The 23,182-nt window shown below is 68.2% G+C and carries 15 protein-coding genes, 4 pseudogenes and 1 CRISPR repeat array (1 of these 20 only partly in view); of the genes and pseudogenes, 7 read left to right on the top strand and 12 right to left on the bottom strand.

Annotated features, from left to right (window positions below):
- Positions 1-1,533: 1,533 nt before the first annotated feature.
- The 5 genes and pseudogenes from ACZ6IM_RS38455 to ACZ6IM_RS38435 form a co-directional block, all read right to left on the bottom strand.
- Positions 1,534-1,794 (bottom strand): annotated as a pseudogene (locus ACZ6IM_RS38455) (Tn3 family transposase); the annotation flags it as partial.
- A gap of 831 nt (positions 1,795-2,625) precedes the next feature.
- Entirely contained in the window at positions 2,626-4,950 is a 2,325-nt protein-coding gene (locus tag ACZ6IM_RS38450) for a tyrosine-type recombinase/integrase (RefSeq protein WP_469563441.1), read from the bottom strand.
- A gap of 119 nt (positions 4,951-5,069) precedes the next feature.
- The gene (locus tag ACZ6IM_RS38445; RefSeq protein ID WP_469563448.1) at positions 5,070-5,333 is read right to left on the bottom strand and encodes a hypothetical protein; all 264 of its coding nucleotides are present in this window, start codon (positions 5,331-5,333) and stop codon (positions 5,070-5,072) included.
- 12 nt (positions 5,334-5,345) lie between these two features.
- Entirely contained in the window at positions 5,346-6,278 is a 933-nt protein-coding gene (locus ACZ6IM_RS38440; RefSeq protein WP_469563451.1) for a tyrosine-type recombinase/integrase, read from the bottom strand.
- Between the two features lie 197 nt (positions 6,279-6,475).
- Positions 6,476-7,609, bottom strand: a pseudogene (locus ACZ6IM_RS38435) (transposase); the annotation flags it as partial.
- Between ACZ6IM_RS38435 and ACZ6IM_RS38430 the strand changes: the two are divergent.
- The 4 genes and pseudogenes from ACZ6IM_RS38430 to ACZ6IM_RS38415 form a co-directional block, all read left to right on the top strand.
- Positions 7,593-7,943, top strand: coding sequence for a toxin Doc (locus ACZ6IM_RS38430; protein ID WP_469563438.1), 351 nt, complete (start codon positions 7,593-7,595; stop codon positions 7,941-7,943). The pseudogene ACZ6IM_RS38435 and the gene ACZ6IM_RS38430 overlap by 17 nt on opposite strands.
- Positions 7,944-7,980: 37 nt before the next feature.
- Positions 7,981-8,142: a hypothetical protein gene (locus tag ACZ6IM_RS38425; protein WP_469563436.1), complete on the top strand. Its 162-nt coding sequence runs from the start codon at positions 7,981-7,983 to the stop codon at positions 8,140-8,142.
- A 118-nt stretch (positions 8,143-8,260) separates the two neighbouring features.
- Entirely contained in the window at positions 8,261-8,878 is a 618-nt protein-coding gene (locus ACZ6IM_RS38420) for a DUF6000 family protein (protein ID WP_469563435.1), read from the top strand.
- A gap of 117 nt (positions 8,879-8,995) precedes the next feature.
- Positions 8,996-9,459, top strand: a pseudogene (locus ACZ6IM_RS38415) (Tn3 family transposase); the annotation flags it as partial.
- Positions 9,460-9,682: 223 nt separating this feature from the next.
- Here ACZ6IM_RS38415 and ACZ6IM_RS38410 read toward each other — a convergent pair.
- The 3 genes from ACZ6IM_RS38410 to istA form a co-directional block, all read right to left on the bottom strand.
- Positions 9,683-10,138, bottom strand: coding sequence for a DUF4265 domain-containing protein (locus ACZ6IM_RS38410; protein ID WP_469563446.1), 456 nt, complete (start codon positions 10,136-10,138; stop codon positions 9,683-9,685).
- A gap of 122 nt (positions 10,139-10,260) precedes the next feature.
- Positions 10,261-11,025, bottom strand: coding sequence for an IS21-like element helper ATPase IstB (gene istB, locus ACZ6IM_RS38405; protein ID WP_469563433.1), 765 nt, complete (start codon positions 11,023-11,025; stop codon positions 10,261-10,263).
- Positions 11,022-12,617, bottom strand: coding sequence for an IS21 family transposase (istA, locus tag ACZ6IM_RS38400; RefSeq protein WP_469563443.1), 1,596 nt, complete (start codon positions 12,615-12,617; stop codon positions 11,022-11,024). Before istA ends, istB begins: the two co-directional genes overlap by 4 nt.
- 417 nt (positions 12,618-13,034) lie before the next feature.
- On the opposite strand from istA, the gene ACZ6IM_RS38395 reads away from it, so the two are divergent.
- Entirely contained in the window at positions 13,035-13,790 is a 756-nt protein-coding gene (locus tag ACZ6IM_RS38395; protein WP_399947034.1) for a class I SAM-dependent methyltransferase, read from the top strand.
- Entirely contained in the window at positions 13,750-14,298 is a 549-nt protein-coding gene (locus ACZ6IM_RS38390; RefSeq protein WP_469563430.1) for a recombinase family protein, read from the top strand. The genes ACZ6IM_RS38395 and ACZ6IM_RS38390 overlap by 41 nt, the downstream gene beginning before the upstream one ends.
- Here the strand turns inward: ACZ6IM_RS38390 and ACZ6IM_RS38385 are convergent.
- A complete protein-coding gene (locus ACZ6IM_RS38385) occupies positions 14,295-14,915 on the bottom strand; it encodes a hypothetical protein (protein WP_469563427.1) in 621 nt (206 codons plus the stop codon). The two genes, ACZ6IM_RS38390 and ACZ6IM_RS38385, sit on opposite strands and share 4 nt — an antisense overlap.
- A gap of 182 nt (positions 14,916-15,097) precedes the next feature.
- On the opposite strand from ACZ6IM_RS38385, the gene ACZ6IM_RS38380 reads away from it, so the two are divergent.
- Positions 15,098-17,248: a hypothetical protein gene (locus ACZ6IM_RS38380; RefSeq protein WP_469563424.1), complete on the top strand. Its 2,151-nt coding sequence runs from the start codon at positions 15,098-15,100 to the stop codon at positions 17,246-17,248.
- A 186-nt stretch (positions 17,249-17,434) separates the two neighbouring features.
- On the opposite strand, the gene ACZ6IM_RS38375 is transcribed toward ACZ6IM_RS38380, so the two are convergent.
- The 3 genes and pseudogenes from ACZ6IM_RS38375 to ACZ6IM_RS38365 all read right to left on the bottom strand — a co-directional run.
- Complete coding sequence (locus ACZ6IM_RS38375; RefSeq protein WP_469563421.1) at positions 17,435-18,166, bottom strand: hypothetical protein; 732 nt, start codon at positions 18,164-18,166, stop codon at positions 17,435-17,437.
- A 31-nt stretch (positions 18,167-18,197) separates the two neighbouring features.
- Positions 18,198-20,495, bottom strand: coding sequence for an RHS repeat-associated core domain-containing protein (locus ACZ6IM_RS38370; RefSeq protein ID WP_469563419.1), 2,298 nt, complete (start codon positions 20,493-20,495; stop codon positions 18,198-18,200).
- 409 nt (positions 20,496-20,904) lie between these two features.
- Positions 20,905-22,872, bottom strand: a pseudogene (locus tag ACZ6IM_RS38365) (DUF6531 domain-containing protein); the annotation flags it as partial.
- Positions 22,873-23,130: 258 nt separating this feature from the next.
- Positions 23,131-23,182: a CRISPR direct-repeat array (repeat unit 29 nt); it runs 953 nt beyond the window's last position.

Genomic DNA, 23,182 nt, shown 5'->3' with positions numbered 1-23,182 from the left:
CCGCCAGAACGGCCTCGATCCCCTCCGGTCTCCCCATACCAGACCAACGAGCCCCACAGATGGAAGCCACGACTTGTTTCCCGGCAAGCCCTAAGTGTCACCAGCGATTTCTTTGGCGGATAAGGTTTGCGTGACGTCCTCGTGTGCCAGCACCCACGGACGGCGATTGTCCTGTCTGCGGCTAATTGCAAGGTCTATAGCTGTCGGGACCAGGGTGGTAGCCGCGCCCAGAGCCGTAGACAGCTCAGGCGACATGCCAAGGCCCGCAACTGTGGAGCCGAGACCGATTCCCACCCCGATCCACGGCATCATTCGAGCGCGACGCCCTGCGCGGGCAGAGATACGCCTCTGGCACGCCAGCTCGCGACTGAAGGCATTCCGTAGCTCCGCAGCACTTGAGAACGTGTCCTCAGCCAGGCCGTGGAAGACCCTCCGTGCACCTTCATGGCGCTCACGGAGGCCGAGCAGGGCATCCACAACCTGTCCCACTGCATCGGGACCTGCACTTTCCGTCAAGGCGGGCACAAAAAGTATCTGGCGGAGCACGGGGTCGATGGGTGCGGAGTCATCCAATCCGGTAACGGTTCGCGCCCCCGTCGACTGTCGACGTGTGGCTGTTGGGCCTGCCGAGTCGGCTAGTAGGGCTGCGGACTTTGGTACCTCGCGAATGCGCCCCGGAGGGTCGAACAACAAGGGGATGGTGTAATAGCGCATCGCCGCCCAACGCCGGAACAACGGAGCTTGGCTTGGTAGGTGGTGTGCGGCTAAGTCCGCGAAGCGTTGTCGATCTGCTGGGCATTCAGCAAAGCCTCGTTGAATTCGATCCACCTGTCTTGCTGTCGAACCATTCAAGACCCCTGGAACGCGGCGCCTCAACGCTCCCGTCGAATCGAGGTCAGCCATCAGGGTTGCGTGATAAATGCGCCCTTGGTCTTGAGGGCTGAAGGCTACGCGTCGGGCAATGTGCTGATCCAGCCAGAGCGCGCGGGGAAGGGCCTCAGGTGGATATCCATGCTGCCGTACCAAAGCCTCGAAGCTGTCCACACCCTCGTACAGATCGACGCCAACGACGCCACTGCTAAGCAATTGAGGAGCGAGACGTAAAGCTTCGTAGACGGCACCGCCACTGAGGACGTAGCGACTGGCCAGGATGACGGTTTCCGCAAACACTCCGTAAGCGAGCAGCCGTGCTAGGAGATCGGTGCTGGTCAGTTGATCATTCGCTACATCCGCGTGAGTCAACGGGTAGAAAGGGTCACCGAGGTTCATCACGACATCGCCACCCGTAGACACTCACGCCTCCACTTGGAGTCCAGCACCTGGTTGTAGCGCTGGCTTCTGACCAGCTACCTACTGATTCCCTGGCGGCAGGGACAGGAACCGAGGAAACGAACGACGAGGGCTCTCCGTGCATCGTCACTGCCTCCAAGGCCGCTGGCTTGTACGACTCGGTGGAGCAGGACCCGGCCCTCGCCCGGCCAACGGAGGCCGTTGCGAACCACGACCGGCCACACAGGGCGAGTGCGCCGGCCGTCAGTCTTCGTCGTCGGCATCCTCGATTGCGTCCGGATTTCGGAAGGGGCGCAGGCCCTGGCCGGGGCCGCTGGCCTTGATGTTGAACAGGTAGCGGCCCAGGAAGTTGATGTGCCGGTCCTTGAGCGGGGAGAGGCGGGCGACGTCCTCGTCCTTGATGTCGTGGCCCTCGGCGCGGAGCTGGTCGACGGTGGCGTCGAGGTAGCGGGTGTTCCACAGGACGACGGCGTTGAGGACTAGGCCGAGGGCGGCGAGCTGGTCTTATCCGAACTAGCCCAGAACAGAGATGAGTTCGCCTCCACCCCGACGAGCACCACGGAAAGTAGTTGTGGAGAAGTGGGGTGGGTCGGTGCCCTCGGGCGTGTCGCGGGTGTCCTCTGCCAGTGAACAGACGTCAGGAGGGGGATGGCGGGGGCTGCCGAGCTTCTCCCGCACGTGCCCTTTGTTCAGCTCTCTCGCGATCCTCCCGGTGCCAAGCTTCGGCCTCTTCTTGCCGACGCCTCACCCAGTCTGCGAACTGCGTCTGTGCCGAGAGGACGAACTGGGACGGCTCAGGCAGTTCATCGTCTCGTTGATGGGCAAATACGACTTCGAGCGCATCCTTGACCATCTCACTAACCCACTGGATCTCCTGCCAGTACGGAGCGGCCCGGTACTCCGAAGCAAGATCCAAGGGCACGGCAAGCCTTGTGCGCACTGTTCGATCAGGGATGCGAGCCGCTGCGAGGCGGATCGCTCTCAAGTGGTCGGCAGCACCTCTCACCCAGTGCCGTCGATCCTCCCCAGGTGCGTCCGTGAAAGTGATCGATCTGAGGTATTGGTCGAGACGAATGAGCTCTGTTGCGGTGGCATCTGTGGATGCCATGCGCAATTCTGCGAGACGGGTCTCACGGGCCTCAGTCCTCTGATGCTTGAGGGTCAACCCAGTAGCGACCAGCGATGCGCCGCCACCGATGATCGCTCCGAGCGTGGCCCCCACGAGGCCGATCAACCCCGCTGATACCTCTGCTTCCACGACGGTCATCTTGCCGGGCCGAGTTGATCGCCGCGGACGATTTCATCAACTTCGCCACCGCACATCATGGCCACATGTCATGTCTCACTCAGCAGACCAGCATCCTCGCCGACCGGGTCAGGGGTGAGCCTGCCGGCGGTGGCACGGAAGTCGGGCATGCCGAGGTGGACGGTGGTGTGCCGGGCCGCGACGTCGCGCATCGCGGCAAGTTTGTGCTCGGCGGCGGCGAGACTGGCCTCGATCGCGGCGACTTCGCCGAGCCAGCCCTGTTCCTTGGCTTCCTGGAGTCGGTCGAGCAGGTTGGCGTGGATCTCCTTCAGGCGGGGCATCTGGTCGGGATCTGGCCGCAGGACGGGGCATCTGATGCAAGCGTGCTCATGGACGCACGGGGTGCCGAAGTCGCATGCGCAGACGCCCAGCGCCACTTTGCGCAGCTCGAAGTGGGCCAGGAAGTCCTGCCACTCCTGCGTGGTGGGCTCGCGGTATTCCTCGCTGGGCCGCAGCGACCGGCGGCGGGCGATGAAGGACCGGTGGTGGTTGATGACGTCCTCGGGGTAGATCGCGGCGTATCCGAGAGTCGTGTCGACCATCCGGTGACCGCAGATGCGGGCGGCGATGTGTGGGGGCAGGCCGGAGCGGAGGGCGTCGGTCACGAAGATTCTTCGGAAGTCGTGCGGCGTGTATCGCAGCTGCTCATTACCGGGCCCGGTCAGCCTGCTCGCGGCAAGGGCGTCGTTGAGGCAGGTGTAGATGTAGTTGCGCGGGATCGCCCGGTCCTCTGGACCGCAGCGGCGCTGGAACAGGAACGGCATAGGCGCACTCCAGAGCCGTTCGAGGCTGTCGTAGGCGGAGACCAGGGGCATGGCCTGCTGCCCGCGCCGGACACGGTGGATGATCGCCGTCAGCACCTCTCCGAGCTCTGGCGAGACCAGCAGCAGCCGCTCCTGGTCGAGCTTGGACGGGGCGACCTGCAGCATGGGCACGATCTCGCCGGTGGTGGGCAGCTGGTAGGCGACGAAGCTGTGATGGGTGAGCTCCAGCGCTTCCTCGATGCGCATGCCGGTGTGGCGGAGGACCTCGACGATGGCCCAGGCCCAGAACGCGCGTTCCTCCTCCACGGTCAGGTCCCGGCGCCGGCCAGCGGCCGGGTTGTCCGCGTAGACGCGGGACGACACCCCGGCCCGGCGGAGGAGGGTCTCGCCCGTCGGGGTGGTGAAGGAGGCTCCGGCCAGGGTGTCCCGTGCGGTGGCGAGACACGTCTTGGCGTCCTTGAGCTGGCGCTCGACGGCTTTGACCAGGGCGGGGAGTGCGGGCAGGAGGGTGCGGGTGCGCTGGTCCATGGCGGCTTTGCGGCGGGCACGGTTCTTGCTGTGATCGGTGTCGCTGTCGCGGACCAGGCAGGGAGCGACCCACGGGCCCCACCGTGCCGGCTCTTCGGCGGCCCAGCGGGCAAGGTCTTGGTAGAAGGTCCGGACCCAGCTGAAGACGGTGTGCACGTTGACCCGCGGCCGGATGGGGATGCCGTGCCGATCGCGGATCATGCGGACGCGCTCCCGCCAGGAGGTGACGATGTCGGCGTCCAGTCGCAGGGAGTCGATGCCCGGGTGGTGTTTCTCCAGGTCGCGCCAGAACAGTCCGGCCAGGGTGCGGGCGATGTCCTCCAGCGTGGTGTAGTCGACGTCCACCGCGCGCTCGGTGAGGTAGTCGACCAGGAGGTCGCGTATGGCGGTGCAGGTAATGCCGTGTCGGTCGACCAGGGCTGCCGGTGTCAACTGCCTTGGCAGCATCACCGTCTTCAGCCGGACGGGGGCGTCGGGGCCGAAGACACCGAGCCCTGCGAGGAGCTGGTAGAAGAGGTGCTTGCCGTGGTGGCCGTTAGTTTGATGTTCGCCGATGGCGTGCTGCAGCTCGACGCAGTCGCCGATGGTGACGTCGCGGACGGCGCCGCCCTTGCAGGTCACGATCCAGGTGACGCGGTTGACCGCGTTGTTGCAGTCATTGGCCCCGGCATGGCCGGTGGCGGCGTACTGGTCCTTGAGCGCCGTAAAGCCGTCGGGATCGGTGACGCTGCGGATGTGCGCCAGCAGTTGGGAAGGGCGTTGCCGCAGCAGCCACCGGTAGGTGGGGCGTACGACTTGTCCTCCCAGCAGCGGGATCATGCCGCAGCAGAGATCAGCACGGTCGTACTTGCGCGCTCGCTGGTGCTCGGCGAGCCACTGCATCGGCAACCGTGTCCACTCCCGGCCGGCTTCCTCGGCTCCGCTGGCCGTCCAGCGCTCCTGCCAGGTACGGCCGGGCTGGCCCTCCAGCCAGTCCAGCAGCTTGATCAGGCCGCGGCGCCGTGAGCGCTGGTTGGTGTCGCTGTCCGCGGTAAACGGCAGCGCGAGTGTACGCTCCAGCACCTTTTCACGCGGTTCCTCCGTCTGCCACCAGGCAGTCGGTGCTTCGCGTATCCCCTGGCCTGCGGGCAAGGGGGCGTGACGGACAAGGGCGCAGGGCTGGGCAGCTACGGTCTCGGTGGTCACGCCGGACCTCCGCCGAGGGCGGCCGGGCCGAGCAGCGTCTGGAGGACTTCGGACCGGTAGCCCGGCGCGGGCATCACCAGTTTGACAGGCTCGGCGGCCTGCCGGGCATGATGGGCCAGCACATGCGCGACGACCTCGTCCTCGGCAGGTTCGAGGTACTGCTCGGTGGTGCTGATGTGGAGATGTCCAAGGACCCATTGGACGTCGGTGAGTGAGAGCCTGGGGTCGCGCACCATGCGCTTGGCCGCGCTGTGCCGCAGGTCATGGAGGGTCTAGTTCGCCCCCAGGGTGTCGTTGGCCCGGGTGAACACCATGCGCGCAGCGTCGTAGCTCAGCGGCCTGATCGGACGTCGCAGGGTCCACCACAGCGGTTCCTCCGGCCCGTCGAGAGTTTGCGGGCGGATCTGCTGCTGGTAGAGCCGCAGCCACACGAACGCGTCGCTGGAGGCGGGAATCCACTGCAAGACGCGGGAGCCCTTGCGGATGACGCCGATGGTCTGGTCACCGGGGCTGACCCGGTCCCGGCTGACACCGAGGAGTTCCGAGGCCCGGGGGCCGGCCGAGATGTAGAAGGCAACCAGCGCGCGGTCACGGTGCGAGGGCAGAGCCGCGAACAGCTCGTTGAACGCCTGATCAGGGATGCCGCGCGGGGTTCGCCGAGGCTCCTTCGGCTGGTAGGGGGCCCGGCGGGCAGGACGCTGGAAGGCGTGCATCGGGTTGTGGTGAGCGTTGAGGTGCTCGTCCTCGGCACGGTTGGCCTTCGGGAACGGGTTGAGCAGCGGCCGTCCGTGCATGTCGCGGTGGTATTCGTAGAAGCTGCGGACGACAGCTCGTGCGTGCCGCCGGGTGCGGGGAGCGTAGTTCTCACCCGCGTACCGCTTGCCGGTCACCGGGTTGACCGACCCGGGCGCCGGAGCATCCGGCCGCCGGGGCCGCGGCGGCTTCTTGACCAACTTCAGCCACAGCGCGAAGTCCCGGGCCTCCGCCCGGCCCGCCCGATCCCACGGCACGTCGACAGCCCACAGGAACCGGAACCAGGCCAGCAGCTCGTACGCGTACGAGCGGAGCGAGGCCGGGCTGTCGTCGTCGGCGAGCATGTCGAGCAGGAACTCGCTGACCGCTGGCACCTCGCTCCCGTCCCGATCGAGCAGTCTGTACGGCAGCGACGGATCGCCGGTCTCCTCGACCCGGCCGACCCTCGGCACCGTAAGCACCGTGACATCCCGTAACTCTGCACTCTCCTGCACCCGATCCTCCACGAGCCGCTGTGGTCTCCAACGACTCGTGATGACAGCACATCAGGGCGGTGGTGTGGCACGACTTCCAAGGCCATCTGACCGGCCTGGGGCTTGGTCTCGTCACCGTGCGTCGATCTCCGGGGGCTCGTCGGCTCGCACCCCAGTAGTTCGGTCAACAGGTCCTCCTGGCCCTCGCGGTACGCCTGGCGGATCTGGCCGCGACCGCCGTGGCAGATCGCGCGGGCCAGGCGGTGGCGGGACTCCTGCACGGTGAGCTGCCGGTTCATCAGCCGGCGGTAGGTGTCATCGGCCGGGTCGACCAGGGCGAGCAGGTGCATGGTCTTGTCGATTCGACCGTACTCGGCGAACGCGGCGCCGAGCGGGGTCGGGTGGCCCTCGCGGCCGAACATCCGCAGCAGGTCGTAGGCCCCGGACCTGGTTCGTGATGAGCGACCCGGCGACGCGGAGCATGTCCGGCCAGTGCGTGGCGATCCGCTTGAGGTTCACCTTGTTGCAGGCGACGGCCTCCAGCGGCCCGTACCCGGCGGCCTGCACCTCGCCGTCGGGCAGGTCGGCCCGCCACAACCGCTGGTCGTCCAGGTCTCGGAAGCGGGGGGCGAAGCGGAAGCCGAGTACAGGCCGAAGGCCATGTCGGAGTACGAGGCGTTGTCGGTCGCGACCATCTCTGGCTTCACCCCGCCGTCGAGGTTCAGCAGGGTGTCCAGCGTGTAGAGGCTGTCGCGTGGGGTGCCGCGTACGACCATCGAGCCGATCCCGGCGACCTGGTCGTTGACGGCGTTGAGCCAGGTTACGCCGCGTTTGTAGCCGTAGTACTTGGGCGAGGGGCCTGTGTTGATGCTCTTGACGGGGACGATGAAGCGCAGGCCGTCGACGGAGGCGAGCAGCCCGCCGCCCCACATCTGGGCGAGCTCGATGCGGGACTGGGCGGTGATGAGCGAGGCGTTCGCCGCGGCGATGGTGTCGGCGCGCAGGTAGTTCTGGTCGACGTGGGACAGGCGCGAGCGGGTCAGCGCCTTGTTCTCCGGGTCGAGTACCGGGGTCAGACCGATGTTGCAGCTCTGCGCCACGAGCAGTGCGACCAGGGAGACGAGCAGGCTCTCCATGCGGGTGCGCCGCTCGGAGACGTGGCCGAAGGCGTCGAGGAATCCGGTCCAGGAGTGGACCTCGAACAGCAGGTCCGGCAGGTCGATCCTCGGGAGCATCGCCTCCGTGGTGGTCTTCAGCCAGGTCAGCGACTCCGGCTCGCCCACCGCGCCGAGCTTGTCCACCGACAGGCGGGCCGAGCTGCTGGACGATCACGCGGTCAACGACTACTCCGTGTTCGTCGGCCTGGCGGCCCGGCACAAGGTTGACCCGCCCCGCCACGACCAGCACCACCCGGACGCCTTCTGGCGTGCGGCCGTGATGCTGGAGGAGTGCGTCGTGCTCCGTCCGCTGCCCGCGCGCAACGAGCTGTACGGCTTCGGCGTGGCCGTGGCGTACCTCGGGATGCACGGGGAGCGGGTGAACACCAAGTTCGAGGCCTGGCGGGACCTGATCGCCGACATCACCGCCATGCGTCTCGACTCGTTCGCCGTCGCCGAGCGGCTGCGCTCACTCCGATGCGGCTGATGGAACGGCCTTTCGTCCGCGAGAACCCGTTCGGTCTGTGGCCATCCCGCCCGCGCGGGCACAGATCAGCATCTCGGGTGTCGTCATCGCCAACGCCGTCCCCACGACGTTCCGCCGGGCTCTGCATAACGCGGCCGGCACCTATTCGACTGGGCAATGCCTCGAAGCGCACGTCTATGAGGGCCTCTACGGCGGCTGACCTACGGGCCTTGGGTCTGAGCGCTTACTTCGGCACAGGTGCCAACTGCCGTACTCACTCACATCAGGGCAAGGGAGGGACTGGCTCTGTTCCGAGGCGGTACGGCAAGATCGCCCGTATGATACGCAATCCTCACGACGATGCCGAGTTGCTGGCCTTGGTTCGTCGTCATGTCACGCCCGAGCGGCGCTACCTGAAGCTCGGCGGTGGCTTGCTGCGCATGCAAAGTCCTGAGTGCGACCGATTCATGCGAGACCTTCGTGAGGACGCGGGACTCATTACCGCAGATGAGGTCGCCAAGCTTCTTGGGGGCGGCTGGCGAGAGCGGAGAACTGCGGCTTGGCTCATAGCTGTCTCCCGCCGGACCGAGTTCCGTGAAGACCTCGGGGAACTCCTGCTGGCCAGCGAGGTCTGCTGCGTTGGGCTGGCCTATTGCGTGGCCCTGGCCAGTTTCGGAACGGCGCGCGACGCTGAGCTGCTTGCCGCCTACCTGGATCGCTACCTCTGCCGCCCTGACCTCGCGTACGACCAGACCGTCGTCATGGGCGCTATCCAGTTCATCGACCTGAATCTTGGAGGTGGTCAAGCCGACCGCTTCCGAGAACCAGGTGGTCTGTGGCAGCAGTGGCTCCAGGATGCACCTCACATGAAGGGCGACTCGGACCCAACCCCCTTCTTCTTGAGCCTCATTCGTCGGCTCTGCGCATTCGTCGACGAATGCGCAGAGGTGCTATGACCGCGCCCCCATTTCGTGATGGCCTCTAAAGCCACACCCAGGCCCCTGGTTCTCCCGATCGTACGAGGACCGGAATCGACCCGCCAACAAGGTAAGGAGCGCGATAGCTGGCCCTCGCTGGGTGCGGCGTTCGCGGAGTACAGGCGGATCGCCAAGACCGAGTACCTGCTGTGTGTGGTCGACCCCGGCGGGCGACACCTACCGCCGGCAGATGAACCGGCAGCTCACCGTGCAGGAGTCCCGCCACAAGCTGGCCCGGGAGTGTGCCACGGCAAGCGCGGCACCATCCACCAGGCATACCGCGACGGCCTGGAAGACCAGCTCGGCGCGCTCGGCGTGGTCCTCAACGCCATCGTGCTCTGGACGACCCGGTACATCGACGCCGCCGTCGTCCAGCTGAAGGCCGGGGACCACGAGATCCGGGAGGAGGACATCGCCCGGCTCTCCCCGCTCAAGCACCGCAACCTGAACCTACTCGGCCGCTACAGCTTCACCGCCTCGGCCCCCGGCGCCCTGCGCCCGCTGCGCGACCCGGACTCCCCCAGCTGGACGAGGACAAAGACGAATCGGCGGCCGACTGAAGCGGGCTTGTCAGCCGGCGGCACCAACGCGGCGTCGTACTGCTCGACGGTCCAGGGCAGCACCACGCAGGCCAGCAGGAACCAGTCGCTGCAGCGGTACACATCCCCTCAGACGGACAACTGCCAACCCACTGTCGACGGTCAGCCAATTCCCCATGTCAAACGCCAGGCAATTCCCCACCCTCTCGCGTCCGGTTGCTGACGCGAGCAGTCAAGGCGGCGCTCAATCGTCCTCAGTGCCTGCACTGGCTCTCCAGGCGGCAGTGACACATCCCTCTTCGCAGTGCCACCAACCCTTCTCGTCGCCGTGTTCCAACAGCTTGCGGATCCGCTGGATGTCTGCTTCCGGCGGGATGTCCAGCGCGACCATCCGGAACTGCTCGATGCCCTCGCCCGTGGTGCCGAGCCGGTGGAAGGTCTCCAGCACGGTCTGTCGGGCCGCAGCGGAGCCTCCGTCCTTCAGCACGATCAATCGGATGGTGCAGTTCTCCGAAGCTTGAACGGTCTCCCCGGCCCAGCGCAGGCCGTCGTCCTCGACGTCCACGCGGACGACATCGCCGCTCGCGACCCCACGCACGAACCACGGAGTGTTGTCGAGACGTACCGTTCCGTCGCCGAGGTCCAGTGCCCACAGGCTCTCGACGCTCGCTGGCGGCCAGCCGTCCTCGTCTACTTCCATCCGGAAGTGGACCTTCACGTGGGCGTCGCTGCTGTTCGTCACCGCGCCATCATCCACGCGGACCAGCGGGGACGGAACGGCGGGGCTGCGGAAGCGATCACTCCAGCACCCCGTGGCAGCGGTCAGGTGGTCGGAGGCTTCTCGGTGGGGTTCCTGGGGCGCTTGTTCGGCCGGTAGCTGGGGCCGTTCATGATGACCTGGTGGCTGGAGTTGATCAGCCGGTCCAGCAGCGACTCGGCAACGACGGGGTTGGGGAAGAGGGGATACCAGTCGCTCGGCGCCCTGTTGCTGGTGATGATCAGAGACCGGCCCTGTCGCTCGGAGACGAGTTCGTAGAGGTCGTCGGCCTGGGACGCGGACAGCTGGCGCATGGCGAAGTCGTCGAGGATGAGCAGGTCGGGGCGGATGAGTTCGCGCATGCGCTTGTCCCAGGTGCGGTCTGCGTGGCCGCCGGCGAGCTCGGCGAGGATGCGGCTGGTCTTGGCGAAGCGGACGTTGGCACCCTGACGGACGGCCTGGTGGCCGAGGGCCTGGGCGACGTGTGTCTTCCCGACGCCGACGGGTCCGAACAGAATTACGGACTCACCGGAGTGGAGCCAGCGCAAGGCGGCGAGGTCGCGGATCTGAGCGGCGGGCAGCTTCGGGGAGGCGTTGAAATCGAAGCCTTCCAAGGTGGCCTGCTGCTCGAACTTGGCTTTTCGCAGGCGGCGTTCGAGCGCGACGGACTCGCGGCGGGTGATCTCGTCGTGGCAGAGGACCTGCAGGAAGTCGAGGTGTCCGAGTTCCCCTTTCTGAGCCTGGGTGAGGCGGGCATCGAGGGTTTCGAGCATCCCGGACAGCCGGAGGGTCTTGAGGGAGTCGCGCAGGGCGGTGGTCATCACGCTCATCGGGCGGCCTCCTCGGTGTCATCGTGGCCCTGGTCGTCGTGGACGCTGCCGGGTGTCTGGGTGGGGACGGTGGCGGCGAACAGGCCCTCGGGTCCGTGCAGGAAGGCCGAGGCTCCGGCGTCGCCGGTCTCGGGTTCCGGGTCGGTCTCGGTGCCGGCGACCAGGATGCCCTTGACGGTGCGGTAGGAGGGGTCGCCGACCGCGACCGCCTTGCGGCAGGCGGCCTCCAGCCGGATGTCCCCGTACTTCTTCCGCAAGCCCAGGACCCCTTGGGCGGCGCGGAGCCGGTAGAGGGCGTTGACCTCCAGGAGCTGGTCGATGACCTCTCGGCAGGCGTCCCCGACCTGGGAGGCTTGGCCGCGGCACCAGATCGGCGTGCGCATCTGGAAAGCGATCTTCTCGGGCGGGTAGTCGCCTCTGTCGGTGCGTTTGCCCTGTTCCAGGGCGGCGTGGGTCTTGACCAGCTCGCCCTCGTGGAAGATCTGCACCGTGACGGCGGTGGAGCGGACGTCGACGCGGCGGCCGATCAGTTTCCAGGGCACCGAGTAGAGGGTGCGGCCGACCTTGATGTGGATGTCCGGGCCGACCGTCGCCTTCGACCATCTGGCTAGCACGAACGGCTCGGACGGCAGCGGAAGCAGGGCCTCGGCCTCCACCGCCTCGAACACGGACAGCGGTTTGGCGCCATCCAGCGGCCGGCACTTCCGCTGACCGGCGACGTTCCTCGCCCAGAGCAGGGCCTCGGCCTGCATGTGCTCCAGCGAGGTGAACGTCCGCCCGCTCCAGTACGAGTCGCGGACGTAGGGCATGGGCCGCTCCACCCTGGGCTTGTCCTTCGGCTTCGCGGCACGGGCCGGGTCCACCAACGTGCCGTAGTAGGAGGCGAGTTCGGCGTACGACTTGTTGATCTGCGGGTCGTAGAGGTCCGGCTTGTCCACCCCGGTCTTCAGGTTGTCCGGCACCAGACGCCGCGGGACACCGCCAAAGAAGCGGAAGGCTTCCGCGTGCGCTTCGGTCCAGGCGTGCTGGTCCATGTGTGCCACCGGGCGGACGAACATGTGCCGCGAGGCGGGCAGCACCATCACGAACGCCCAGATCCGGTGTCGTTTCCCGGTCGCGGGGTTGATCCACTGCCCCAGGAAGCCGTAGTCGATCTGGGCCTCCGAGCCCGGCTCGACGTTCTCCCGCAGCACCGTGACCTTCGAGCGGGCCGCCTCCTCGGGCAGGTTCTCATGCACCCAGCGGCGGAACGTCGACAGCGACACCTTCAACTTGCCTTCGTCCCGGAGGCGTTGGTGGATCGTGGTGACCGTCGTGGTCTCCAGCAGGCTCTTGACGTAGTCCCGGTGCGGCTCGATCTCTGCCCACCGCACCTGGTTCAGCCTCCGGCTGGCCAGCTCCGGGAACCAGCTCTTGAGCAGCTTGGCCCAGTCGGCCTCGCCCATCGGCGGCCCTCCCGGAGTGATCCCGGCCGCCTCCGCCGGCGCCAGGTACTTCCTGATCGTCTTGCGGTCCACCCCCAGCGAGGCGGATACCTGGCTCTTGGACCGGCCCGCGTACCAGTGCACGTAGATCTCGACGATGTCGACCACGGTGAATGTTCTCCTTGCCATCCGGTGCGTCCGTCGGCCTCTCGGCTCGCAGATCGAGGGACCTCGACGGCTCCGAGAGGCCAGGACCCTCAACCCGGGCACCGGCATGCCCATGGGGAATCAGGCCGATTCGCAAGGAAGATCTAAAAGCTTCCCAAACCACCCGAAACAGGGAATATCAGGCTAGTTCGAGCGTGTTCAGCGGCACCATCGACGGTCAGCGTCCCCATGGGGAGTCGTGACCACAGGGGTGGGGAATTGGCTGACGCCGATCACGCAGATGGTGGGGAATTGTTTGACCGTCGACACCCACAAACTCCGTCAGGTCCATCCTTGCGAAAACCATTGGTGCCCGGCTTGCTCCGCTGATGGACTGACGTCCTACCGCGATTCTGCCGCGTGACGGAGGTAGTGGTTGTGACAGGTTATGACGTGCTTGCCGAGGTGTACGAATGGCTCATCTCGGATGCGAAGTTGCCTCCAGCCGAGTTCGCTGCGTCGTTCGACGACGTTCTCAATCTCCTGCCGTCGAACGCTCACGTCCTCGACTCTTCTTGCGGAACCGGACAGTTGGCGGTCGGCCTCGCCGGTCGTGGCATGCAGGTTGTCGCAACTGACGCCAGCGAGGCGATGGTTCGCCGGACTGCAGAGTTGTCTGAGGAGTTCGGGGCATCCGTCCGGGCCGTACGGGCGAGCTGGGAAGAGTTGCCCGACCATTTCCAGGACAACACGTTCGACATGGTGTTCTGCGTTGGCAACTCGCTTCACCATGCCACGGGCGCGACAGGCAGGGGCGCTGCTCTGGAGTCGATGTCACGGCTTCTGCGCCCCGGCGGGCGCTTGGTCCTCACATCCCGCACTTGGGAACTCGTGAGGGCCAGAGGTTCCCGGCTGGAGATCAGTGACCGACTCGTCCGCCGGAACGGTCGCGATGCCGTCGTGGTCTACCGCTGGGAGATTGCACCGCATTGGGAGGAGGAGCACCACATCGAGATTGCGATCGCGCAAGTCGATGCGACAGGGTTGGTTCTTGTCCGCTCGGAACTGCTGTCCTGCTGGCCCTACCGGTACGAGGAACTCGAAGTCGAGCTGCACCGGGTCGGACTCCAGACGGAACTGAGCACGTTCGATCTTGAGGCCGAGAACTACATGGTGGTCGCGAGCAAGGTATAAACACCGGACCGACCCCGTCGTCTTCGAGGAGGAACCGGGCACCTCCTGCCGCCTACACCCCCTCCAGCGCCCGAAGTTCCCCGAACTGCTCACCTACGCGCGGCCGGGCGACACCGTGCACATCTCCGAGACGTTCCGCCTCGTACGCGGCACCGGACACGTCCTCGACGTCCTCGACGTCTTTCACCGCGACCAGGTGGCGCTGCGCATCCACGACCGAGCGTTCTCCGCGATGAACCTCACCGCCCGCCACCCGCGTACCGGAGAACTGCTGTCCACCGAGAAGTTCCTGGTGCGGACCTTCGCCGCAGCCGGCGAGCTCCAGCGCAAGCTGACCTACGACGGACTGCTCGCAGCAGAGGCCAAGGGCACCGCGTACCTGGAGGGCCGCTCCATCGCCGCCCTCGCCCGCGACCACGACATCAGTCGAGGCGCGATCCGCACGGCGGTCGCCGACTTCCTCCGCACCACCGAGCTGGAGGCCGCCGAGCGCGCCGCGCTCGACTAGGGGGTGCCCCGCATTGATCTCTCCCGTTCACGCCTCTCCTGCCGGGTGACCGCCACGATCCAACCAGCGGCCATCAGGGCTCCTGCTGCACCCGCCAACACGACCAGACCTTCAGTGGGAATCATGTCGTCGCCGCCCGGATACCTCTGCCCACACAGCCGCACCGTCCCCGGGTGCTCCGCCGAGGCTTCCAGGCACACCGCGGAGCCGACCACTGGATCGGTCAACCCGGCCGTATGGCCCACCGGGAGGTCCTCGGTAACGAACCGCTGACCGCCAGCCTGGTAAGACACCCGGACATGGGCCCCGTACTTGACCTGCACCACGCGGTCGACGACACCGTTAACCCGCAGGGGCGAGGCGTCGATCCGCCGGGCGTCCGAGATTTCGCCAGCCAGCGAGCAGCCTCCAACCACTGCCACCACGAGGGATCCCGCCGCAACCGCAAGCGGCGCCCTCTTCCCCCGCCAGAAATCACCCCACCGCATGCCCGACAGTCTCACACGTCGAACCACGCGTCTGACGGGCCAGCACTTACGGGACAGCCCTTCAAGGGGACGACCGTACGGCGCGGCCAGGGCTGCACCCTGCGCGTCAGCGCCGTCCTCGCCGTACACCGCCAGTTCCTCGATCGCTGCCAGCCGCTTGACGGCGGCCAGGGTTCCCGGGCGGTCCCGGCCCAGCGCAAGGCCCGACGCGAGTACGAGAACCGGGTCAGCGCACTCACACCCTGAACAAGATCGTTCTCACCGATGACCGCGGTCGGGTGATGTCAGAAGTGGCTGGCACGATGCTCCGCATGGATCTCGTACACCCGCTCGACGGCTTGGATGCTCGGCCCTGGTCTTCCCTCTCCCACGCGTACGGAAGCGCGGAGGACATTCCCGGTCTGCTGCGGGATTTGACCGGCGCCGATGTGGATGCGGCGGACGAGGCGTTGTCCGAGCTGTACGGGAGCGTTCTCCACCAGGGGACGGTCTACGCCGCCAGCGCGGAGGCGGTGCCGTTCTTGGCCGAGCTCGCGGCGGCCGGCCACCGCACGGCAGACGTCTTGGCGCTGCTCGGCGGCATGGCAGAGAGCGAGGACGAGTACGGCGTGGCACCGGGCGCGGTCCGGGCGGCCGTGGCGGACCGGCTCCCGTTGCTCCTGCCCCTGTTGGCCTCCCCGGAGCCGGAGGTCCGCCGGACTGCGGCCTGGGCTGTGTCCCACACCCGCGCGACGGCGATTGCGCTCCCCGCCCTGTGCGCGCGCTGGGACGAGGAATCCGAACCCTCCGTGCGCGCGGAGGTCCTGGCCGGGATCACACGGCTCGACCCGCAGGGCGGAGCGGCGGCCGCTGCCGCCGTTCTGGACCCGTCCCAGGCGGCCGAGGTGCGCATGGCCGCCGTCTTCGCCTCCCTCGACGCAGGCGTTCCGTGGACCGAGCCCCTGCACGCCACGATGCTGTCCCTTCTGCCCGCCGACCCCCTGCGCTCTGATCTCGATCTCGAACGCGGCGAGCCGCTGGCCGCCGTCGTCGAGGCACTCCTGGGCCGGGGCCGTCGCATGGAGCGCACGGCGGCGTTCGCACTGGTCGACGCGGCCCTGCACGACGGTCGGGCCGAGGTGCGGGCCGAAGGCCTCTGGGCGGCCGACCGCGCCTGCATGCTCTCCCGGAGTGCCCCGCGTCGACTGGTGGGGAACCTGCGGGCGGCGGCCGTCGACGAGGAGTCGGTGGTCGCCATGTCGTCCCTCCTTGGCCGGCTGGGCAGCGTCGCCGCACCGGCCGCGGACATCCTCACCCCCCTCGCCGGACGGAACCCGGACCACGACGACGACCATGCGGACCGGGCCCTGGCCGCGCTCGTACTGGTTGCTCCCCAGCAGTCGGCCCCGCTCCTGGCCGCCGGCCTCGGCCGGCGCCCGCGGGCCCTCGATGCCGCCGCCGGGTTCCGGAGCCCGGAGGACTCCGCCTTCCCGTACAACGGCGAACTCCTCGACGCGGTCCGGGGCCGCCTTGCCCGGCCCGAGTCCCTGAGCGGCAACGAGCCCTGGCAGTTGACGAACCTGCTGGCGGGGTGGGGCGCCGAGGCAGCGCCGGCGTTGCCCGAGCTGTGCGCGGCGCTCCAGTGTTTTCCCGGCCAGGCCGCCCGGGCCATCGCTTCGGTCGTCGCCGTCTGCGCCCCGGCGGTCCGCGCCCGGGCCGTCACGTCGTTGCGGACAGTGGCGGCCGAGCAGGGAGTCTTCCCGGCGGCGAAGGCCCTGTACGACCTCGAAGGCGAGATCGCGCCCCTGCTGCATTGCCTCGAACAGGACCTCCGGCGTGGCGCCGGCCAGCTCAGGGAGGCCGCCAGGGTGACTGGTGCGCTCGGTCCCCGGGCAGCGGCGCTCGTGCCTGCCCTGCGCGAGGCGCTCAGCGGCACGGACGGCGACACGACGCCCGCGTTGGACACGGACACGGCCCTCGCTGAGGCCTTGTGGCGTGTCACGGGGGACGCGGACGGGGTGGTTGCCGTTCTGGACTCGGTCTTCGCGCGCGCCGAACACAACCCCTGGTCCCGGTGGTCGGTGGTGCGGGCCGCCCGTACGACGCTTCTCCTCGGCCCCGCGGGACGGCCGCTCGCCGCCCGCCTGGAAGCCGCCCTGAACGATCCGGTACAGGCACCGGCCGCGGTGCTGGCCCTCACGGCCGTGGCCGAAACTGCCTCGCTGGACCGCACCGCGCTCGCCGAGGCCGCCTTGCGGTCGGCCGAATCGGACGCCGATCCGGCAGGCGCCTGCGACGCCCTGGAAGCACTCCGCCTCGACGCCTTGACCGACGACCAAGCGCGCCGACTTGCCGCTCTCGCCGACGGCGACGCCCGGGTGGTCCGCTCGGGCGTCGAAGATCGCGTCATCCGCCAGGACGAAGCCCTCCGAAACCGCGCCCGGGCACTTCTCACCGCCTGCCCGGACACCGCGGCACCCTGACCTGCCGATCATCGTCCGCTGTGCTGCATCTCCGGGCGCCGCCGGAGAAACGACAGGCGCCCCGAGCAGTCCCGGAGAGGGTCGGGAACACACGCACTTGCAGTCCCGTGCCCGGAAGCCTCTCGCCTCGACGCAGGCCCCGGCACGGTCCACCGGGTGCCGGGCCTGCGGAGAACGGACGGGTGCTTACTGCACGCTGGTGCGGGCCACGGTGTGCAGTTGGCCGGGGAGCACCGGTTCCCGCGTTGCGTCGTGCGTCAGCTCGAGTGTGTCGCCGGTACTGTCCACCCGCCAGACGGTGCCGTGCCGGTTCTCCCACTCGACGAAGCTGCCGGGAGCGCCGTCGAGCAGCTCCAGTTCCCGCACCAGCGTGTCCAGGGGAGCGAAGCCGCGGGCGTCGCCCTTGCTCATGCTCCGAGTACGGGTGTTGTCGTAGCGCATCTTGACGAACGGGACCTCGGTGCGGTCGAGCTTGTTCGGCTGGAGCATCTTGCGGAACCTGCCCCAGGCCTCCTCCTCGTTCTCCCGGCCGGAGATCTCACTGGCGTAGGCGGGAAAGACGGCGTAGGTGACCGCGGACAGCTCGGGGTTGTCGTTGGCGTGGTAGCCGTGCACCTCGGCCGTCGCCACTCCCACGGTGTCGAACTCCGTCCCGTCGTGGTGGAAGCCGCCGACGGCCACCAGGGGCCGCCCCTGCCCCACGAAGGTGTCGTCATGGGCGCGCGCGTGGGCGAGCAGTGCCGCAACGAGCGCCTCGTCGTAGCGGCCGCGTACGTTGACCTGCAGGTTGTGCCGGCCGTCGGTGGAGAGTGCGGCGGTGAAGGTGAACATCGGGTTCGGCGACCACCGCCACGCTGATGCCAGACCGGGAACGGGTGCGGCGCCGGGCATGGCGGACAGGACGGATCCAAGGTTCATGAGGGTGGCTCCTGTGCTCGGGTCGGGTGCCCTAGCTGCATGAGTAGAGGGTGGGGTCGACATCCTGGCGGTAGGTGGCATCCATGAGCGCACCGCCGCGGGAGTTCTCGCTTCTCGTCATGGGCTCCATGTTGTCGGGATCGTTGTAGAAGTCGTTGCGGGTGGCCCGGTCGGAACGGTAGCCCGTCTGGTTCCAGTGATCGACCACCGGTGTCAGGTGCTCGTACGTGAGCTGGTTGGATGGGATGATCTCGCCCGCGGAGTTGCGCCAGGTCAGTTCCGATCTGGGAATGCGTTCCATGATCTGACGGCCCTGGGAGTCGAGCTGTCCGGTGGGCCGCATGGGGGTGCCGCCCTGGGCGATGCCCTCGTCGGTCCAGGCGGCGGTCATGGCGTCGTGGGTGGACTGGCGATAGCTGCCGGGGTACTCGGTGTCGCGGTTGTGGGCCTGTGCGGGCGAGTTCGGGTCCCTCTCCCATCGGCCGCGCTGGCCGCGGATGCGGATGAGGCCCAGCGGGTCGAGGAGAAGGAGCGGGTTGGTGACGTAGGCGTAGTCGTTCGGTTCCGGTGCCAGGCCCAGCGGATCGGCGCTGACGTAGCGCGCGGTCTCCGGGTCGTAGTAGCGGAAGTAGTTGTAGTTCCAGCCGGTCTCGGCGTCCGCGTACTGCCCGGGGAAGCGCAGGGGGCAGTCGGCTTCCGGGGCCGTGGGCGGTGCGCCGGTCGGCTGCCCCCAGGCGGTGAATCTGCGGTGCCAGACGATCCGGCCGTCCGCCGAGAGGAGTTCGGTCGGTGTTCCGACGAGGTCGGTGACGATGGCGTAGAAGCGGGCGTCGGTGTCGCCCCGGTCGCTTCCGCCTCGGTTGGCGGCCGGCCGTTCGCGGCCACCGCTGACCGTCTGGGCGACGGGTCGGTAGGAACCCGGCGCGTAGTCCCAGGTGGTGACGGTTCCGTCGGTCTCGATCTGTTCGGCGAGGCGTGTTCCGTCCCAGCTGAACGTCGTCTCCTCCAGCACGTCCCCGCCGGTACCGAGACGTTGTTTGCCGACCCGTCGGCCGTCCGGATCGTAGGTGTAGCGCCATTCGGATCCGTCCGGTGCGACGGTCCGGACCAGGCGGTCCTCCGCGCTCCACCCGTACTGGGAGGTGCGCCGGCCGCCGCTGAGGAGACGGACGGTCTTGCGGATCAGGCGCCCCTGGCCGTCATAGGCGTAGGTGGTGCGTCCGGCACGGTGCAGTCTGGTTCCGTCGACGTGGTGGGGCTGCGGTTCCGCGGTGCCGTCGTATGGGGAACTGGTGACGAGGTTGCCCGCGCGGTCGTACGCGTAGTTCTCCTCGCGGTCGGCGGTCCTGACCGCGGTCAGCCTGCCGACCGGGTCCACGTCGAACCGGCGGCTTTCGCCGAGCAGCTCGTCGATCTCCCGGAGCGCTCCGTCGAGGTCGTACTCGTAGGTTCGGTGCTGGAGCAGCTCACCGCCCGCGTCGCCGATACCGCGGCCGGGCATGGTCACCGACTGCCCGGTCAGCCGGCCGGAGCCGTCCCAGCTCTGGTGGAGCACCGCCTGCGCACCCAGCGTCCTGCGGATCTCACGATGGGCGGTGTCGTAGTCGAAGCGCAGTTGGCTGCCGGCGCCGCTCAGGGTCTGGGGGTGGCCCGTCGCCTCGTAGGTCCAGGTCGAGGTGATGCCCGAGGGAGTGCGTCGGCTGATGCGGCGGCCGAGTGCATCGTACGTGTAGGTGGTGGTCCGGCCGTTGACCGTCTCGGTCAACGTGCGGCCCATGGAGTCGTAGGTGCGTTCGACCGTGGTGTCGCGGTTGGCCGCGCGGAGCAGTGAGCCGGCGCTGTCGTACTCGTAGGTGGTGACCTCGTCCGCCGTGCGGTACTGGCGTGGCCGGCCGAGCAGGTCCACGGTCACGTCCGTGGTCTGTCCGGCGCCATTGGTCCACGACGTACGCTGCCCGGCCGCGTCGTGGGTGTAGATGAGCGTGCGGCCGTTGAAGTCCGTCTCCCGGATCAGGCGGTTCGCCTCGTCGTAGGCGTACTCCCAGGTGCGGCCGTCCGCGTTGTGGACACCGGTCAGGTTCAGTTCGGTGTCGTAGGAGAACGTGTAGCGGCGGCCGTCCGGTGTGGTGCGGGAGGTCGGCTGGTGGAAGTGGGTGAACTCGTACGTGGTGACCGCGCCGTTGCGGGCCGTGTGCGAGACGAGGTTGCCCTCGCCGTCCCAGCTCCAGGCCTCCGTCGCGCCGTCCGGGAGGGAACGCCACGAGGCCAGTCCTTCGACGGTCCAGCCGAAGCGGTCGGTGGCGCCGGCGGGGTCGGTCACCGCGGTCACGCGTCCGAAGGAGTCGCGCAGCGCTCGGGTCGTCCGGCCCTCCGGGTCGGTGAGGGCCAGCGGCAGGCCTGCCGGGTCGGTCTGGATGTGCCGGGTGTGGCCGAGCGCGTCGGTGACCGAGACGGGTCGGCCCAGGGCGTCGTAGCTGTAGCGGGTGGTCGCGCCGGACGGGTCGGTGACGGACAGGCGATTGCCCCGCTCGTCGTACGTGTAGCTCCAGAAGGCACCGTCGGGGTCCGTGAGCCGGCGGGTGCGGCCCGCCTCGTCGCTCGGCCCGGACAGAGCTGAGGTCCGGCCTGACCACCTCGGTCAGGTGACCGGCGGCGTCGAAGACCTGGCGGGTGGTGCGGCCCAGGGGGTCGGTCCAGGAGACGAGGCGTCCGTTCTCGTCCCACTCCCGGTGAGTGGAGGCTCCGAGGGGGTCGGTGACCTGGACGAGTTGCAGACGTTCGTCGAACCGGTAGGTGGTGGTCCGGCCGAGGGAGTTGCGGTAGGTGTTGACGCGTGCCGCGTCGTCGTAGGTGAGGGAGCAGTCGAGGAAACCGTCCGCTCCCCTGCCGGCCGTGACCCTGTGCCGCTCGTCGTAGGTGTAGCGGTACCAGCCGCCGTTGCGGTCGGTCCAGCTCGTGATGCGGGACTCGGCGTCGTACGTGAGCCGGAAGTCGCGGCCCTGCCCGTCGGAGACGGCACGGAGATTGCCCTCCGTGTCGTAGCCGTAGCGTCGCACCACCGCCCACGGTGAGTCGGCTTCCGCGCCGTAGCCGTCTTCCGGTGAGCTGAGAACGCTCAGGGACGTGACCCGGCCGTCTTCCGTGGCGATGGCCACCCGGTAACCGCCCGAGTGCCGCATCTCGGCGAGGACGCCCGCCTCGTCGTAGAGGAAGTCGATGCGGTGCCCGTTGCGGTCGGTTGTCGCGACGAGAGGCAGGGTGTAGGCGGGGGTGTCACCCTCGCGCCGTACACCGGGGGCGAAGTGGTGCGTGCGTCCGGTCTCGTCGTCGTGGACGGTGATCGTGCCTTCGCCGTCACCGCTCCACGTCAACGGCCACCGAGGCCCCTCCAGAGGCAGGGTGGCGGTGCCGGGTGCGGGGATCGGATAGGCCAGGAGCATGCCGTCCTCGGTGGCGAACACCACGCCCTGGTCGTCGATCTCCAGGCGCTGGTCCAGCGTCGAGGCCCAGCTCGCCCCGAAGCAGCGCCCCCAGCGGTAGGTCGAGACGTGGGTGCGCCGGACGACCAGCGGCAGGAGCCCGCCGAGTTCCAGGTCCACCTGCTCCATGAGCATCTCGCCGGACACCATGTCGATCGGGTCGCCGCCCCGGCACCGGCCCTTGTAGGGCTTGGCCTTCGCAAGAAGATCCTTGGCACCGGAACGCAGGGTCTTCAGACCGCCCCGCACGGCGGTGGCCATCCCCTTCATGCCCTTGGCGAGTCCGCCGAGGGTGGTGAGGCCCTTCATGCCGGGTATGCAGTCCAGGGCCGCCAGCCCCACGTCCCACAGGGATGCTTGGCCCTTGCTGTATTTGTAGAGCGTGTCCGCGAGGACGACGAGGGCGGCCACGACGACGATCGCAGCGAGGATCGGGCCGCCGATGATCATCGCGACGATGCCGACGACGGCGACGACGACCTTGCAGACGGCGACGATGGTGTCCCAGTTGTCGGAGAACCAGTCGCCGACGTCCTCCCACCAGGACCGGTTCTGGATGCCGGCGTCGGACGCCTCGTCGATCTTGTTCTTGGCCTCCCGGGCCGCGTCGTCACGCATTTTGCGCGCGTCCTCGGCCATCTTCTTCGCCGCGTCCAGCGCACCCTGCGCGGAGTCGACGGCGGACTGGGCGTTGGCGTGAGCGGTCTTGGCGTGCTGGACGTCACGGGTGGCGGCCCGGACCTTCGCCTCGTCCGGCTTGTCCGCGTCCGACTTGCTGCTGGTCGGGTCGTCCTTGTACTTGTCCGCCTCCTTCGACGCCCGCGTCACCCACGAGTCCGCCGAGGACAGCTTCGACTGCGCGGACGTGAGGTCCTGGCGGGCCTCGCGGGCCTTGATGAGCGCCCGGTCCGCCAGGGCCTGCGCCCGCTCCAGCTTCGGCCAGAAGTCCGCGAGCGCGTCGCCGCACATCCCGTACGACTTCTCCAGCTTCTTCAAGTTCTTCGGAACGCCGGAGAACTCCTCCTTGAAGACGGTCGCCGACTTCCCCGCCCACTCGGCCAGGGTGGACTCCCCCGCCATTCCCTTCACCAGACGCAACGCCTCGGATACATCGTCGGCGAAGTCGTGCAGCGTCTTGGCGAGCGTCCGTACCCGCTGCGGATCCCCCGGGGTCGGGTCCTTGTCCAGGTCCAGCACATGCCAGTCACTCGGCCTGTGGCCCACCATCCCCGCTACCCCCGTCGACACCTGCAGGTGACATCAACAACGTATACGCACACGTGAACTTACTAGGCACGGAAGTTCGAGTAGAAGAGGGCTGCTTGCGACCGAAGGCACCGCCTCGCAGGAACCATGTCCGGAGGGCCGATCAGCAGGGCTTCGTCGTGCGGACAGGCGTGGCCGAGGACTTGGGGGACGGCGTGACGGCGGATCAGGCCAGCGCGGGCTGTGCCGTGGCCGCTGCGGGTGCCGGAGGGGAAACGGTTCGCCATCCCCGCGGGAGCGGGGAGCAGCGGCCTTCCCGGTTCGTCCGCCG

It is taken from the genome of Streptomyces sp. NPDC042336 (assembly GCF_055581985.1).
Note: the sequence above shows the minus strand (reverse complement) of the source record. Positions and strands in the feature narration are given on the sequence as shown.

Bases quoted from the DNA above. Each gene is read 5' to 3' on its own strand.
- ACZ6IM_RS38380 (WP_469563424.1), top strand. From the start codon at position 15,098: ATGGATCTCGTACACCCGCTCGACGGCTTGGATGCTCGGCCCTGGTCT.
- ACZ6IM_RS38410 (WP_469563446.1), bottom strand. From the start codon at position 10,138: ATGGAAGTAGACGAGGACGGCTGGCCGCCAGCGAGCGTCGAGAGCCTG.
- ACZ6IM_RS38420 (WP_469563435.1), top strand. From the start codon at position 8,261: ATGATACGCAATCCTCACGACGATGCCGAGTTGCTGGCCTTGGTTCGT.
- istB (WP_469563433.1), bottom strand. From the start codon at position 11,025: ATGAGCGTGATGACCACCGCCCTGCGCGACTCCCTCAAGACCCTCCGG.
- ACZ6IM_RS38375 (WP_469563421.1), bottom strand. From the start codon at position 18,166: ATGAACCTTGGATCCGTCCTGTCCGCCATGCCCGGCGCCGCACCCGTT.